Raw genomic sequence first — 16,471 nt, 5'->3', positions numbered from 1 at the left:
GGTGACCGGTGCATACATAAAAAAGGGCATCAGTTCATGCAGGCTGTCGTAAAACTGCTGGTAGGCCAGTTCCACCTGGTCCCCCAGTCCGGCCACAATGGCGTCCCGTTCTTCCGGCGTATTGCCCAGGTAGTAGATATCCGGCATGGCCAGGGCATAGGGCCGCACCACAGCGTCGTACTGGCGAGCCAGGGCGTTGACGGTTTCCCCGTTGATTTGCTCGTGCAGTTCGTCCACTTTGGCGGCCAGTTCCGCACGGTTGGCCTCGTTTTTCAAAAAGCGCTGGTGCAGCAGTACGCCCCAGTAATTGGCTACCCCGTGTTCCCAGCTGCCGTAGTTCCCGGCAATGCCTTCCACGGTGTCCTCCTGCCAGTGCAGGCAGTTGTCGCCGTCCCAGGGGATGAAGAACCACTTCTGGCTGTTCAGCGGGCTGTAGAGATAAAAGTTCTGCACGGTGGTATCATTGTTGCCCATCAGAATGTTATAGGCCAGCCAGGTAAGGTAGTTATCCCGGTCGATGTACTCCCCCACGATCTTGTTGATATCCACACTGCGGTCGGCGATCATATTCACCAGATCCATGAGTTTCTGGTTGTCCTTCCGGCCCTTACAGCTGAGGATGCTGTCAAAGGCTGCCTGGTCGAAGGCCGGATCATCAAAGTTTTTCAGCCCGTCCGACATCTCGAAATTGAAGCTGATGGCCTTGTACAGGTATCCTTCGGAGTCCAGCCCGTGGTTTGCCAGGTATTTTTTGGTGGGCACTTCGGCCTGGGTGAACAGGCCGTAATCAGTAAAGGTGGTTTCCCCCGCCGTTTCGTCCTTGATGTAAAGCCGCACAAACTGGGTGCGCAGGCTGGAAATACCCGTTACCGGGCGCAGCAGGTCAAAATAGAGTTTGTTGCGCATCCGGGTGGCGTCAAAGTTATGTTTGTTCAGGGCAATGTTGCTTTGCCCCCGCCAAAGCCCAGCCTCATCATCCAGGGCCAGCTTGTAGGATTTCTGGGGCCGGACCGAGGAGGAATTGCCCCGCACCCGGATGGTGGCATTGCTGGTGGTGGCGTCATACCCCAGCATACCGGGCTGGGGGCCTTCGGCGTTGCCCACCTGCACAATGGCCCGGGCAAAAATATCGTTGGCCACGTGGCTGTCCTCCACAAAACGGACCGCGCTGTTCACCTCGGCAAAGGTGTGGTCGGTATCCGACCCGGCATCTCCCCGCTGTACCGTGACGTAAAAATACACCAGGCTCTGGGGGTCATCCTCGCTGTAGATGCTCTTGTTTTCCGCCATGCCCACGGTGTTGATATCCTGGGCAGTCTCCGGCGTAAGGGTGTTTTCCGCCGCCGGTTCCCCGATGCTGTCCCTGGGGTCGGCGGAAGGCTTCCACCAGAAGGCCACCCCCAGCGCCAGCGCAACCAGCAGCACAAACAGGGCGATCTCGATTTTATTCCCGATCTTGTTCACGGGGTTTCCTCCTTTGCGCAAAAGCCCGGTCGATCCGGGCCAGTTCTTCCTCTGCACGGCAGAGCACACCGCCCTGGGGTGCGGCAAACAGCGGCTGTTCACAGAAAACATGGTATTCCAGCTGTTCCAGATACCGCCGCAGCCGCCGCAGCACCCAAAACCCGGTCACAGCGCCCGCCAGCAAAAAGCCCGCGCCCCAGGTATCGGGCCCCAGAGCCAGAGTCACCAGCGAGCCGCCCACGCTCAACACCGCAAACAATGCCGCCGCCCGGCAGGCCCCGGCGCGGTCGTCAAAATAGAGCAGCAGTACCGTACCGCATTTGACCAGCCCGTACAGGCAGTACCCGAAGCAGAGCACCCGGAAGGTACCGGCCATGGTTTCGTCCAGCCCCACCGTCTGCAAAAAATTGCCCAGAAACGCCACCGACCCGATGGCCACGATCAACTGCATCTGCATCATGTGGGAAAGTTCCGCGTACAGTACCGCTTCCATCTCCTGTTTGGCAGCACGGATATCTTCCAGCCGGCCGCCGTAAAGAATGGCGTCAAAGTAGGCGCGGTGGCGCACGGCAAAGCGGGTCTCCAGCTTGACCACAAACTGTACCAGCATGGGCAGGATGGTCAGGGTGGCAAAAAAGGCGGGCACATCATACCGGGCACAGTAGACCCCGGTGGGGAACACCTGCCCCCGGTATGCGCTGGCCCAGAACACAAAGTTGTGCCCGTACAGCCCCACACCCAGCAGCAGTCCCGTAAGGAGCAGCCCGGCGTAGCGCTGCAGCGCCGGAAAAAACACCACCAGGTTCCAGCCGCCGGAGGGGTAGCAGGCCAGCAGCTGCCCCATGTAAAGAAACAGCAGCACCAAAAAGCCCAGCGCCGTCCCCCACAGGGCCGCCGAAAGCGGCGCAACCCCCAGCCGCAGAAAGACCCATGCCAGCACCAGCGCCGTGGCGGTGCCTGCCAGGAACCCCAGCAACAGATACTCATACCGCTTGACGGCGGAAAGGCAGGCCATCTGCACCCAGAGCACCAGCAGCACACAGAACAGAAGCCCCGCCGCCAGCTGCACGTTCCACCCTACCGGCAGCGTACACAGGTAGGCCCCTGCTGCCGGGGCCCCCAGCAGCAGCAAAAAGAACGCCACACCGTACAGAGCAGGCATAACATCCTGCAGGCGCCGGCGGTAGATGCAGTCTGAGATGAAGCGGTCCAGAAAAAGCAGCACCGTATCGGCCAGCAGCAGCGAAAAGACCATGGCATAGGTCATGAAAAAAAGGAACTGCTCCCGCACCCGGTAAGGCGTACCGAAGCCCATCATCAATCGCTGCAGGGCCACCAGCAGCACAATCATCAGCATCATGGGGCCCTCGGTAACAACGGCAGCCAGGGAATAGCCCCGCAGCACCGCAAAGACGCTGTCGTCCCGGAATACCTTTTTCAGTTCAAAGCCGATGCCCGCCATGGGCAGTTCACCTCCTGCTGTGTGTTTTGTACCGCTTCCCGGTACAGGCTGCGGTAAGCAGCCAGAAAGTCCTTGTCCTGGTAGAACCGCACCACCCGCCGGTAGCCGTTTTCGGCCAATGCGCGCAGCTGCGCCGGGCTGCGGCTGATTTCCAGAATTCCGTCCGCAATGGCGGCGGGGCTCATCACCGGCACCACCCGGCCCGCCGGGCCCAGGCCGTCGCCTGCGCCCTCGATGATCTCCCGGCAGGCCCCCACGTTGGTTGCCACCACCGGGCGGCGGGCGGCCATGGCTTCCAGCAGCACAAAAGGCTGCCCCTCCGAAATGCTGGTCAGCAGCACCAGGTCCAGTTTCGGCAGCCAGTCCGTCACATCGGCCCGGCCCACAAACCGGATGTCCGGGCAGTCCAGCCGACGAATCAGCGCTTTGCACTCCTCGTAATAGTCTGGGTCTTCATCGCAGGGGCCGATGAGGTCCAGGGTGGCATCGGGCCGGGCCGCCTTGATGCGGTGGAAGCTGTAGATCATGGTTTTCACATCTTTGATGGGCACAATGCGCAGCACCGCCCCGATATGCAGCGGGTGGGGGGCCGGGTCCAACGGCGGCATGGCGGCAAACCGTCCCACATCGATGCCGTTGGGAATGACCTGGCATTTGCGTTCCTCGGCACCCAGGCCGATCTGCAGTTCCCGTGCCCCTTGAAACAACGACACGATGGTGCCCGCCTGCCGGTAGGCCGCCTGGCTCAACGCCCGGAAATACCCGATCCAGGTGGGTTTGAAATATCCCGGCACCCAGTCGGCCTTGAGGATCTCCTCCTCCCGTTCCCGGGTATAGATGCCGTGCTCGGTGACCAGGTAGGGTTTCTGGGCAAAGTAGCTGAACTTGGCCCCCAGCAGCCCCGCGTAGCCGGTGGCCACCGTATGGTAAAGGTCTGCCTCCGGCACCGGGCAGCGCAGCAGTTCCAGCGCGGGCAGCAGCATGGAACGCAGCGCCCAGAACAAATCCTTGAACGGCGTGTTGCGCCCGGGACCTTCCGCCAGCCCCTGTACCAGAGAAAGAAATTCTTCTGACATGAGGAACTGCTGCACCGGCAGCGGATTTTTGCCGCCGAACAGTTCAAACAGCTGGCTCCAGTCGGGCGCGGTGCCCCGTACCAGGTCCAGCAGTGCCCGGCGCTGGGCATCGGTAAGGGGCCGTTCCGCCGATGGTGCCGCGTCCGGTACCATGGGTTCATCCAGAAAATATTCCCGGATTTCGGTCACATTGGCGGGGATAGGGTAGCGGAATTGCCCCCGCTGCCGGCTTTCCGCCCCGATGGATACAATGACAAACTGATGTTCGGGCATCCGCTGCACCAGCATCTGTACCCAGGCCGACACGCCGCCCACCACATAGGGGTAACACCCCTCCACGATCAGACAGATTTTCATGCCGCCACCAGCCTTATGGAAAAATTGGGGCTTTCCACCGTGACCAGATAATACCCCATCCCCTTGCCGGCACTGATGCGGCGAATCGTACAGTTTTCGTCGGTGGTTTTTGGGGTACGGTCGGTCTTGAGGTAGAAGCTGACAGGACCCAGGAAGTTTTCCACACTGCCGCGGATCTCGTCCTGTGCCACAATCAGGTGGGGGTCCGCCGCGTCGCAGATGCGCAGGGCGTTGCCGGCTTCGGTGGACGTGAGGGACCGCAGCCAGGGGTAACTGGTGTGGATATCCTTCATCCAGGCACAGTAGGCGCGGTAGAGTTCCTCCCAACTTTTGCCGCCGCTGCGATCCGGGTCGAACACATCATCGGGATGGATAAAGTGAGAGAATGTTCCGTACAGCCCCAACGCACTGAGGGCCGACATCTGCTCGTAATCATCGGGCGCCATACCGGCGGTTACCCGGGGGAACTCGGCAATGCCGTCCTCCGCCACAGTAAAATCCTGCACGTACACGTCTCCTTCCTCCTCCTCGTTGGTGTAAATACCCGAGATCACTTCCAGGTCGGGCAAAGCCTGCCGGGCAGCCTGCCGGCCTTCGGCGCTGAGATAGTTGGACGGCGGCACATAGCTGCGCAGCGTGACCGCCGGGAACATCTGCCCGGTGATCTCTTTCAGCCGGGTCAGGGAGGCGGTCATATCCGCCACATTGGCCCAGGGCTGGTAGTGCATATCGGCGGGGGTCCCGCCCGCACCGGTAAGCGGCTGATGGTTGTAGCCGTGGGCGCCCATCTCGCAGCCGTTTTTCAACAGGCTGTTGCCGAAATACAGTTCGGTGGCCGACTCGGTATAGGTCTGTCTGGCCGGGTCGGTCTCATCATTGTAGGTAGCCACAAACAGCCCGGTATACACATCGCCGTATGCTTTGGCGATCTGCAGCATATCGGGCCACCAGATATCCCGGTAAAATTCCTTGGCGGAACGGTTGTATTCATCCCGCACCACGTCGCTCTCGCTCTCATACTGGGGCGAGGGGAAATCGTCGATGAACAGGCACAGCGCATTGACCACCGGATACATAACGGTATCGGACAGGGTGTTGACGCACCCCGCCACAATGCCCCGCCAGAAATCCCCCTTGCCGGAGGTGGAGTTGAACACCGCCACCCGTCCCCGGCCGCAGTCGTAGGACCAGATCAGCGGGGTGCGGCGGCCCGCGGCATCCTCGGCCCAGGCATAGACACAGGCGCTGTCCTCCAGGGTGACCGAGAGAGCCACATCGGAAAACGTTTCTCCCGAGAAAGTCCGGCCCGCCATACCGGGGAGCAGATCCTGCTCAAAAGAGATGGTATCGTAGGTCAGGTAATCCCCAAAATCCACAATGCCCATCCGCCGGTATCCGGTGTCAAACTGCGCCCCCAGCGATTCCGGCACGGTGGCCAGCAGCAGTTTGCCGCCCTCTTCCACATAGTTCATCAGCCGGGCACAGGACTCGGTCATTTCGTCCTCCCAGTAAGCTGTGGCCAGGATCACCATGTCATAGTCGGTATAGCTGACGCTCTGGGTACGGGTCAGGTCCAGGGAATCCGCCCGGATGCGCAGGTGTTCCAGCGCCAGGCGGATATTTTTTTCATACCCCAGGGAATCTTCCCGCCCGGGGCTGTAAAGCACCAGCGCCCGGGGGGTGGTGTCCTGGGTGACCTGCAAAGCCGCCGTGACCGGTTCCTCCAGCAGGGTAACGGCCTGCACCGCCGGGCGCCGGACCAGCCCCTGCAGGGCAAGGCCGTTGTTGCTGATGAGAATGACCACCGCAAAAGCCACGCACAGGCAGAGCAGCGCCGTCAGTTTTTTACGATCTCTGTTCACGAAAAATCCTCTTTTCTGAAAGCCCGCACCCAAGCCAGCGTACGGGCGGTAAGCAGTACCGGGCGGTCACGCAGGCCATGCAGAAAATTCTGCAGCCCTGCCCCGTTTTTGGCGTGTACGCACGCCGCCAGCTGATCCTGCACAGCCTGCTCACTGTGGGGATACAGCGCCAGATACCGCGCGCAAAGCTGCTGGACCCGCTGCCCGGCCCCCTGCTGCAGTTCCAGCTGAATCCGGTGGTGCAGGCATGGTTCCGAAGGGTGATCGGCCCGCAGCATACGGTCACTCAGGGCCAAATAACGGCCTCGCTGTCGGCGCCGCACATCGGCATCGAACAGGTCGGTCTGCAAAACCCTGTACAGCAGGTCTTCCCATACGGCACAGGCTTCGCTGTCCCGGGGGTCCTGCCGCCAACAGGCTTCGGCTTCATCCAGCCGCTGCTGCACCTTGCGCCGCAGTTCCATGATGGCCACGCTGGCATAGTGGGAGGTTTCCCCGTCCTCATTGGCCAGCGCACGGCGCAGCACCGGCAGGTAGACCAGCGGGTCCTCCACGTCCAGCAGCCGCATCACCGCCTGACGGCGGTACGACCGGTCGGACAGCTGCAGCGCTTCCTCCATGGAGACCCGGTCACATTCGGCGGCCACATCGGGCTTTTGCAGGCGGCGCAGATCGTCCGGGTGGAATACCTCCCCCCGGTAAAATTCATGGTAATCTTCCGGGGATGCGCTGCGGGCCCGGCAGTCACAGAACCAGACCAGCAGCGGCCCCGCTCCCGGCAATGCCAGGCAAAACACCAGGCAGAACGCCCCCTTTTGCAGGCTGCCCGCCTGCCGGGCCGCCACCCAGGCATACAGCAGACTGAAAGCCAGATACAGCCCCCCGACCAGGGCCATGGTCCCGGCCGTCACAGTGCCACCTCCCCGGCGCAGGCCGCTTCCTGCCGGGGATCGTCCAGCGCACGCACCAGGTTGCGCTCGATCAATCCCACCACCACCTTCAGCAGGTCCTGATAGTAGGTTGTAAAATGGTCCGGTTCCAGATCATAGGCTGCCACAATACCGTACAGACGCCCGCCGCACCGGATCGCCGCCGCCAGGTCGGGGCGGTCGGGGTTCAGTTCGGTGTTGGCAAATACCGGCTGGTGCGCAAACACCGCCCGCAGGGCTGCCAGTCTTTTGCCGTCCGGTACCATGGGGGCACGCCCCTCCATAGGGGCTGTGCAGGCCGCCAGATGCGCCCCACGGCCGTCGGGGTCCATACGGTAGACCGCCACCCGCTCACACCCCAGCAGATCTTCCACAATGTTCACCGTATGCTGCAAAATTTGGGGCGGGTCCAAAGCGTCCAGTTCCTGTACAATGCGGTACAGGTTGGCAAAACTGTGCCGTTCTGCGGCAATGCGCTGCTGCAGCCGGCTTTTGATCTCGATGGTCTCTTCCTGCACGGCCTGCAGCTGGCTGCATTTTTCTTGCAGCTGCCGGTTCTGGCGGCGCAATGCCTCCCGTTCTTCCCGCCGTCGTCCGCTCTGGTACCCCAGCACTGAACCGGTGACCGCATAAATCACAAAGGGCACCCAGGTATCCACGCTGTAAAGCAGATAGCTGATATCCACATAGGACACCGCCAGACTGTATAAGTAAGAAAGGGACGCCAACACCACCGCTGCCAGTCCCATGCCGCTGCCGTAGCAGCTGGCCACCAGCGCCACAAACATCAGCCGGATATCCACATATTTCAGGTCCGACACATCTTTGGAAAAGCGCAGCAGCACCAGTGTGATGCCAAACAGCCCCAGCATTTCCGCCGTGCTGCGCAGCGCCGGGTGGGATTTGCCCCTCCGGGTCTGTGCTATTCGGTCCGGTTCCATATGGCGGACGTTTGGGACATCCCGCAGCATCTGCCAGCCGTTTTCTTCCAGAAGCGTGTAGGGCATCCACCCTGTGGCAGTTTTCAGCGGTTCTGCAGCATACCGGTCGGCGGGCATGGTATGGCGTTTATTTTCCCACTGAATATTTGCTTTTTGCCCCGCGGCCCGTTCCAGGCAGTGGAACCAGTTTTCCATGGTCAGCGGATGCCCCGTGACCAGCTGGTAACTGCCGGTCACACCGTGAAGTATCATACGGTAGAGCGCCGCCGCCGCATCCCCTGCTTCCACCGCGTCCACACAGTCTTCCGGGCTGTAAGGACACTGCAGGGAACATCCTTCCCGGATGGCCTGCAGCGCCATCCCGGCAATGCCCAGATCTTCCGGCGCGGCCCGCCCGTACACCCAGCCCAGGCGCACCACCAGCAGGGGCAGACCGTCGGCGTCCCGGCTGGCGCGGCAGCGCAGTTCGGCCCCGGCCAGTACCGCCTGCCGCGGGGTCAGCGGCCCCTGCCAGGCCAGTTCCACCGAGGAGAGATACACAAAGCAGCGCAAAGAATACTCCCGCAGTGCGGTGAGCAGTTCCCCCAGCGGTTCGGTCCGGGCATCGGCTGCCGCATCGGGGCCTTCCCGCAGACCGGCGGTCAGCACGATCACCGCGTCGATGCGGTGGCTGCGCAGGATGGGGACAATCTGCGCAGCCTTATATTGCCCGCGGCAGATGGTTCCGTGCAATTTTTTGTCCCACAGGGTGCGCTTGGGTTCTTCCGTCAGCCAGCAGACGTCGTGGCCTTCCCGCAAAAAGTGTTCCGCCGTGGTTTTTCCCACCAGGTCCCACGGTCCGGCAAACAGTATGTTCATCGGTATTCTCCTCCCCGGCCCGCTACGGCGCCTGCCGAAAATGTATATACACTGTACTGCCCGGCGGCCGAGAAATCTGCCGAAATCTTTCCCCATTTTGCAGAAGATACAAAAAGACCCTGACCAAATGGTCAGGGTCTTGCCGGGGTACGCGGTTGGGTGCTTTTATTTTTTTCGTTTCACCGTGTTTTTCGGTTCATCCTGTCTCGTTCAAAGGCATACCGGCACGGGCTTGTCCATTACAAGGCTGCCGGGCGTTACCCGGCATTCCACGGCCAGCACCTCCACCCCGCCGGCGGCGGCCCGGCGCAGCGCCTGGCCAAAGGCGGGATGGGTCACATCATTGGGGGCAAAATCCACCATACCGCTCATCTGCAGCACAAAACAGACGGCGGCCTCATACCCCTGGGCCCGGCATTGAAGCAGTTCCTCCAAATGCTTGACCCCCCGCTGGGTGGGTGCATCGGGAAAACGGGCGTGGCCGTTTTCTTCCAGCGTAACACCCTTTACTTCCACAAAGCCCTTGCGGCCGTCGGCGGCCTCCCAGTAAAAATCAAAGCGGGAATTGCCCCAGAACGTCTCGGGCCGCAGCAGGGTCAGCCCCTGCCGGAACTGCCCGGCGCGGGCCCATTCGGCAAACACCTTGTTGGGGGCCTGGGAATCCATATTCACCAGCAGCGGCCCTTTCTGCACCGCCACCAGGTCGTACCGGGTCTTGCGGTTGGGGTTATCCCCCTGGGCCAGGTAGACCACCGCCCCCGGCACCAGCAGTTCCCGGCAGCGGCCGGTGTTTTTTACATGGACGGTTTCCTCCGCGCCGTTCAGCGCCACCCGGGCCACAAACCGGTTGGGCCGGGCCAGAAAGCGGGCTTCCTGAATGGTTGTATATTCCATGGAGTTTCTCCTGTCTGTATGGGATAGGGTGAGTATAACACCGTACGTTCCCCGGCGCAAGCCACGGTTTGCCGCTTGCGCAATCGAATCGCACGCATTATAATAAGATGTATCGGAAAATGGAATGACCTGTACCAACGCCGCCCCGCCGGGGCGAGGGTATGAACGGGGGGACCTGTACCGACCACGCGGGGCCGCGGCCCTGCCAGTTTGACAGAAATGAGGGAAATGCCAATGGAAAAGATCATGATGACCACTCCCCTGGTGGAGATGGACGGCGACGAGATGACCCGCATCCTGTGGAAGCAGATCAAAGATGAAGTCATCCTGCCGTACGTGGACCTGAAAACCGAGTACTATGACCTGGGCCTTGTCCACCGGGAAGAAACCAAGGATCAGGTGACCGTGGACGCCGCCAACGCCAACAAAAAGTACGGCGTGGCCGTCAAGTGCGCCACCATCACCCCCAACGCCCAGCGCGTGAAGGAGTACAATCTCTCCCAGATGTGGAAGAGCCCCAACGGCACCATCCGCGCCATTCTGGACGGCACGGTGTTCCGCGCCCCCATCATGGTCAAGGGCATTTCCCCGGTGGTACGCACCTGGCAGAAGCCCATCACCATCGCCCGCCACGCTTTTGGTGACGTGTACCGCGCCACCGAATACCGCGTACCCGGTGCCGGCAAGGCCGAACTGGTCTTTACCGGCGCGGATGGCACCACCTTCCGGGAGACCATCCATGATTTTGACGGCGCCGGTGTGATCCAGGGCCAGTTCAACAAGGACAGCTCCATCCAGTCCTTTGCACGGTCCTGCTTCCAGTTTGCGGTGGATACCAAACAGGATCTGTGGTTCTCCACCAAGGATACCATCTCCAAACAGTATGACCACACTTTCAAGGACATCTTCCAGGAAATTTACGACGCCGAATACAAAGAGAAGTTCGAAGCCCTGGGCATCGAGTACTTCTACACCCTTATCGACGATGCGGTGGCCCGCGTGATCCGCTCCAAGGGCGGCTTTATCTGGGCCTGCAAGAACTACGACGGCGACGTGATGAGCGATATGGTCTCCACCGCCTTCGGTTCCCTGGCCATGATGACCTCGGTGCTGGTTTCGCCGGAAGGCAACTACGAGTATGAGGCTGCCCACGGCACCGTTACCCGCCACTATTACAAGTACCTCAAGGGCGAAGAGACCTCCACCAACCCGGTGGCCACCCTGTTTGCCTGGTCCGGCGCGCTGCGCAAGCGCGGCGAACTGGACGGCATCGATGCCCTGGTCCGCTTTGCCGATGCCCTGGAAAAGGCTACCATCGACACCATCGAATCCGGCGTGATGACCGGCGATTTGTGCGCCATGTGGGAAGGCGAAGCCCCCGCCCGCAAGGTGACTTCGCTGCAGTTCCTGCAGGAGATCCGCCGCCACCTGGACGAAGCCCTGGCCTGATTGGATACTGCTTTTTCTTTAGGTGGGTATCGAAAGATTCACTGTATAGAAAGCCATATAAAAAGACCGGTAATCCCCTGCTGGGGACTACCGGTCTTTTTCATATTTTTCAGTTGCTGCCGGGCATTACCACGGAGTAAGTTCCAGGTACAGGTCCTTGTACTGGCGGGCAGAATTCTGCCAGGAGACATCCTTGGCCATGTCACGCTGGACCACCTCATCCCAGTGGTAGCGGTTGACAAAATACTCGGTCTTGGCACGGTTGACGGCATCCAGCAGCAGGCCCGCGTCGTAGCGGTCAAAGGTGAAGCCGTTGCCGTCTCCGTTGAAGATGTTGTAGGGCTGGACGGTATCTTTCAGACCGCCGGTTTCCCGCACGATGGGCAGCGTGCCGTAGTGCATGGCGTTGAGCTGGGTCAGGCCGCAGGGCTCAAAGCGGGAAGGCACCAGCAGCGTATCGGCGCCCGCGTAAATACGATGCGCACGGGATTCGTCGTACTGGATGCAGGCGCTGAACATGCCGCGGTAGGCATTCTCATAGTAGCGGAAGGTATCCTCGTACTGTTTGTCGCCGGTGCCCAGCACGATGACCTGGGTGTTGCCGTCCATCAGTTCGGGGATGATAGCATTGACCAGATCCAGACCCTTCTGGTTGGTCAGGCGGGAGATCAGGCCGATGACGAACTTGCCCTGATCCTGCACCAGGCCCAGTTCTTCCTGCAGAGCCAGCTTGTTTTCCCACTTATGGTCCAGCACGTTGGTGATGTCGTAGTTCACTGCCAAGGCCGGGTCGGTGGCCGGGTTCCACATATCGTAGTCGATGCCGTTGACAATGCCCCGCAGCTTGTAGCTGTGATAACGCAGGTGGTTCTCCAGCTTTTCGCCGTATTCGGGAGTCTGGATCTCCCAGGCATAGGTGCCGCTGACCGTGGTGATGCGGTCGGCATAGGCCAGGCCGCCCTTGAGCATGTTGGCATCCTCGTAGTCCTGTTTCAGGGCGCCCATCTCAAACACTTCGTCGGGCAGGCCGGTCCAGTACTTGATGGTGGGGATGTTGTAAATGCCCTGGAAACGCAGGTTGTGGATGGTCAGCACCGTCTTGGCGCGGCCCACCGGGGAATCCTGGAACATGGTGCGCAGATACACCGGCACCAGCGCCGCCTGCCAGTCATGGCAGTGGATGACGTCAGGAATCCAGTTCAGGAAGTTCAGGGCAGCCAGCGCCGCCTTGCTGAAATAGCAATATTTGGGGATGTCGTCCACCAGGCTGATGTAGGGATTGCCGGAGGAGAAGAATTCCTGGTTATCGATGAAGTCATAGACCACACCGTCCCAGACGTACTCCATAATGCCTACATAGTAGTTGCGGCCGGTCAGGCCCAGGTCCATGTAAAATTCGCCGCGATATACCATCTTTTCCTGGTACTTCTGCGGGATGCAGGCGTACCGGGGCAGAATTACGCGGACATCGCAGTTCTGCTTGACCAGTTCCCGGGGCAGTGCATACATAACATCGCCCAGACCGCCGGTCTTGACAAAGGGGTGACATTCCGATCCGATAAAAGCCACGCTTCTGCGAGGCGAAACATACGCTTCTTCCACAGGTGCTTCCTCCACCGGGCGTACCGGTTCTTCCGCAGGTGCCGGGGCCTCTTGCACAGGGGCGGGGGCTGCTTTTTTAGCCGCAGGTTTTGCTTTCTTTGCGGCGGGTTTGGTCTTTTTGGCGGTCGGCTTTTCTGCCTTCGCAGCAGGTTCGGCCTTCTCGGCAACAGGCTTCTCTGCCTTCGCGGCAGGCTCGGCCTTGTTGGCGGCGGGCTTTTCTGCCTTCACAGCGGGTTCGGCCTTCTTGGCGGCAGGCTTCTCTGCCTTCACAGCAGGTTCGGCCTTTTTGGCGGCGGGCTTCTCTGCCTTCACGGTGGGCTCGGCCTTTTTGGCAACGGGCTCTTCTGCTTTCGGGGCAGGTTCAGCCGTTTTGGCGGCGGGTTTGGTCTGCTCTGCAGCGGGCTTTACAGGCGCTGCAGCTGCAGCGGTCTTGCCCGCCGCAGCGTTTGCTGCCGCCGGCTGCTTTTTGGCGGGTTCCGGTTTCTTCCGTGCCATATCGTTACTCCCTTTCGATACCTCGTTCACTGGCACCGCGCCGCGAGCCTCCCTCAGCGGGCCCTCATACGCAGTGTTCGGCTCCGGCGGACAGCGGCCGTTACGGCTCTACCGTCCCATGAGCCTATATTGGAATACTAACATATTCCCGTCAAAATTTCAATCGCCGCCCCCACAATCCCCCATCAAATGCCCTATTTTCCTATATTATCGGATTTTTCTGTCCCCAAAAACGCACCATCCTTCTTTTTTCTCCGACGGAGTTACTGGGTTGCCGCTTGAAGGCAGTACCCTGGCAAAAAACGCGAAGCCTCACGGCTTCGCGTTTCTATCTCTTGTTATGCAGCGGTGCGTTCAGTCAGAATCCATGTGGGAATCCGCTTGCCCGTTGCCGGACGGTTTGCGTTTTCTGTTCCAAAGCAGATACAGCAGCAGGAGCAACAGCAGAAGCAGGAGCACAAGTCCCCACAACCATTCAGTGAAGCTGTAATGATGCGGTGCGGTTTCTGCACCGGTTCCGTCTGTTGCAGCCGTTTCGGGTGAGGCCGTTTCCGGAGTAGTATTGGTGGCAGCGGCAGCCGGAGCAGCTGCCGGTGGGACGGTTTCCGATGGGCCGGAAGCATTTTCAGAATACGCGGGTACCGGAACCATGGCAGCAGGTTTGCTGCCGGTAATCCCCGGAAGTACTTCGTTCAAGACGGGCATGCTTGCCAACGCATCGGTAAAAAGCGGTTGCGCTGCCATCGGTGCGGGCGTTCCCTGGGGGGCAGGCTGCGCAGCAGTCGTGTTCTCCTTGGTCGGGGACGGCGGCGGCGAGGCCGGTTCCTCGGTTTCCTCCGGCAGCACCGGGACAGAATAGCTCCGCAGGACCTCGCCCACATAATTGCCTTGGAAGGTAAGGGTCAGGGTCACCTGCCCGTTTTGCTCCTGCCGGGTCACGGTATAATCTTTCCCCTGCTGCAAAATCCCGGTTCCATCTTTTACAGTCAGCGCAGCGGCTTCCTGTTCATTTGTCACCGGCGACACCCACAGCTGCGAAGCGGATTTCGGCGTGATCTGCAGCGGGATGATTACTCCGTCCACATTGGTATAATTTTGCTGGTCTGCGGGGTGGTAATCGGCGGCAAACGTCCGGGTTCCCACATCACCCACCTTTTGGTCCGGCGTCTGCCAGTTGAATCCCGTTCCGGGGTCCACTTCCGCCAGTGTGCTTCCGTATACAGCAGTTAATCCCGCAGGAACTGTGTAAGGCGGCTGTGCTTTCAGAATATGAAATTCCGCAACGGCGGTCAGGCCGGCATGGTCATCGCTGGATGGCACAACCGCCTTTACATACCAGGTTCCTGCCTGGTCGGGCATCTGGTCGGTGAAGGTACCATCCGCCGTGGCGCTGTAACTGTACAAAGGCTGCCCGTATTCGGCCTGGGCATGGGGGCTGTTTGCAGGCTGGCCAAAGGTCCAGTCCTCCAACGTGAGGGGTTCCACCCAACCGTTGCTCACTTCAAATTGCAGAGCAGCCGTAAAGTCGGCGGTGCCGTCCGTGTAGCGATAGGTCACCACACTGCCATCCTGCAGTCCGCTGAGCACACTGCCTGTAAGCTGTGCACCCGTCACATCGGAGATGCAGTCCACCGAAACCGGCACCCCCAGTTCGGTCAGATCATAGGTAGTCTGCCCTGCCGCAAGCTGTACCGTCACGGGGCGCTGCCCATCCAGCGTAATGGCCGGGGCCGCACTGCCCATGTGCACCGCCAGCAACAGGTTGTTGCCGGCCATTACATTGGCAAGTTTTTCGTTGCTGCTGAGGTCCAGATAAGTAAGGTCACTGCGCTCAATGCCCAGTTGTTCCAGATTGGGTGCCTGTGCCAGATCCAGCCGGGACACCTGCGAATAGGAGCACCACAAATCCAGCAGCGCATCGTTGCCGGACAACGTAAGGGTCTGCAGGGGACCGCCCAGATACAAAAGATACGTCAACGACTTGTTTTGGGATACATCCAGGGTCGTAAAAGGGTTGTCGCCACAGGCCAGTTCCTGCAGTTGTGCAAGAGGTGATACGTCCAGCGATGCCAGACGGTTATCGTGGCAATGGAGTACCCGCAAAGACGGAACCTGAGAAAGATCCAGATCGGTCAATTGATTTTCATTGCACAGCAGACTGGTCAACCCCGGAAGTTGTTCCAGCGGCAACGAAGTAAGTGAATTACCAATACAATTCAGGTAGGTAAGCCGGGTAAAACAGCCAATCCCTTCCAGTGAAGTGATTCCTTTATTGCGGATATCCAAACGAGTCACCGCCTCACACTCCGCCCGGGAAAGAACGCCGTTGCCATCGGCATCCACTTTGCGGATGCTGTTCAGAAACGCCGCATCGGGGAAATGGGCATTGTCCAGCGGAATCCCCTCTTCAGCGTTGGCCGGTTCCGGGGCAGCTACATTCTCCAACACCAGTGCAGCCTGTTCCGGCGTAGCGGTTTCCAGGGGCGCAACTTCCATCGGTAATGGTTCTTCCGTCGGCAATGTTTCCTCTTCAACCACCGGTTGTTCCGTCGGTAGCGGCTCCTCGCTTGGGAGTGGCGGTTCCGCCGGCAGCGGCTGTTCTGTCGGAAGGGGCGTAGCCGTCGTTTCCGTCGTTGCCTCATAAAGAAGCGCCTGTTCCACAGAGGATCCCTCCCCCGCGGCCATGGCCATTGGTACCGGAACCGTTACCAAAGCCACCGCCAACAAACAGGCGGCGATCCTGCGCATAGTGGAAGAGATACCGTTATGAGGAAGTGTGTATTTCCATACGTTATTGTTTTTCATATCTCGTATCACATCCTTTCCCGGGTCCAACAAGCACAGCCTGCCAGGACGGCAGTCTGGTAGAACCCATATTCACAGTATATCGGTTTCCGGGTCCAAAGTCGGTGTGCCAGACAACAGGGCGAGTTTTTTTCTGTTGCGCAGCGGTTTCCGGTTTGGAAACAACAATCAAAACCACCCGTTGAACGGGTGGTTTGAACAGGCCCTATAAGGGCCTATCTCCTGTGGTCGCTCCCTAAAGGGAGCCCTGAAAAGTCTGGCAACCACACTTTTACCA

10 protein-coding genes are annotated in these 16,471 nt (G+C 60.0%); 1 reads left to right on the top strand and 9 read right to left on the bottom strand.

Going from position 1 to position 16,471, the window contains the following annotated elements; all coding sequences use genetic code 11:
* From H6B10_RS05510 to sfsA, 7 genes are all read right to left on the bottom strand, one after another.
* Nucleotides 1–1,464, bottom strand: a 1,464-nt coding sequence (locus H6B10_RS05510; RefSeq protein WP_204650546.1) for a CotH kinase family protein, incomplete at its 3' end; no start/stop codon positions are given.
* Nucleotides 1,445–2,926, bottom strand: a complete 1,482-nt coding sequence (pelG, locus tag H6B10_RS05505) for an exopolysaccharide Pel transporter PelG (protein ID WP_204650544.1) — start codon at nucleotides 2,924–2,926, stop codon at nucleotides 1,445–1,447. The genes H6B10_RS05510 and pelG, both read right to left, overlap by 20 nt.
* Nucleotides 2,902–4,359, bottom strand: a complete 1,458-nt coding sequence (gene pelF, locus H6B10_RS05500; protein WP_204650542.1) for a GT4 family glycosyltransferase PelF — start codon at nucleotides 4,357–4,359, stop codon at nucleotides 2,902–2,904. The genes pelG and pelF overlap by 25 nt, the downstream gene beginning before the upstream one ends.
* Complete coding sequence (locus H6B10_RS05495; protein WP_204650540.1) at nucleotides 4,356–6,221, bottom strand: DUF2194 domain-containing protein; 1,866 nt, start codon at nucleotides 6,219–6,221, stop codon at nucleotides 4,356–4,358. The genes pelF and H6B10_RS05495 overlap by 4 nt, the downstream gene beginning before the upstream one ends.
* Nucleotides 6,218–7,132 carry a hypothetical protein gene (locus H6B10_RS05490; protein ID WP_204650539.1) on the bottom strand — a complete coding sequence of 305 codons (915 nt, stop codon included), beginning with the start codon at nucleotides 7,130–7,132 and terminating at the stop codon, nucleotides 6,218–6,220. Before H6B10_RS05490 ends, H6B10_RS05495 begins: the two co-directional genes overlap by 4 nt.
* On the bottom strand, nucleotides 7,129–8,949 hold the full coding sequence (locus tag H6B10_RS05485) for a GAF domain-containing protein (protein WP_204650537.1): 1,821 nt from the start codon (nucleotides 8,947–8,949) through the stop codon (nucleotides 7,129–7,131). Before H6B10_RS05485 ends, H6B10_RS05490 begins: the two co-directional genes overlap by 4 nt.
* 210 nt (nucleotides 8,950–9,159) lie before the next feature.
* A complete protein-coding gene (gene sfsA, locus H6B10_RS05480; RefSeq protein WP_204650535.1) occupies nucleotides 9,160–9,843 on the bottom strand; it encodes a DNA/RNA nuclease SfsA in 684 nt (227 codons plus the stop codon).
* Between the two features lie 234 nt (nucleotides 9,844–10,077).
* On the opposite strand from sfsA, the gene H6B10_RS05475 reads away from it, so the two are divergent.
* Entirely contained in the window at nucleotides 10,078–11,292 is a 1,215-nt protein-coding gene (locus tag H6B10_RS05475) for an NADP-dependent isocitrate dehydrogenase (protein ID WP_204650533.1), read from the top strand.
* Nucleotides 11,293–11,418: 126 nt separating this feature from the next.
* Here the strand turns inward: H6B10_RS05475 and H6B10_RS05470 are convergent, their stop codons facing one another.
* Together H6B10_RS05470 and H6B10_RS05465 are read right to left on the bottom strand one after the other, a co-directional pair.
* Complete coding sequence (locus H6B10_RS05470; protein WP_204650531.1) at nucleotides 11,419–13,389, bottom strand: glycogen synthase; 1,971 nt, start codon at nucleotides 13,387–13,389, stop codon at nucleotides 11,419–11,421.
* A 354-nt stretch (nucleotides 13,390–13,743) separates the two neighbouring features.
* Nucleotides 13,744–16,194, bottom strand: coding sequence for a leucine-rich repeat domain-containing protein (locus H6B10_RS05465; RefSeq protein WP_204650529.1), 2,451 nt, complete (start codon nucleotides 16,192–16,194; stop codon nucleotides 13,744–13,746).
* Nucleotides 16,195–16,471: the final 277 nt, after the last annotated feature.

Origin of the sequence: Gemmiger formicilis (assembly GCF_016901605.1) — a bacterium.
GTDB lineage: Bacteria > Bacillota > Clostridia > Oscillospirales > Ruminococcaceae > Gemmiger > Gemmiger formicilis_B.
The sequence above is the reverse complement of the archived record's forward strand: the minus strand, read 5'-3'. Positions and strand labels throughout refer to the sequence as shown.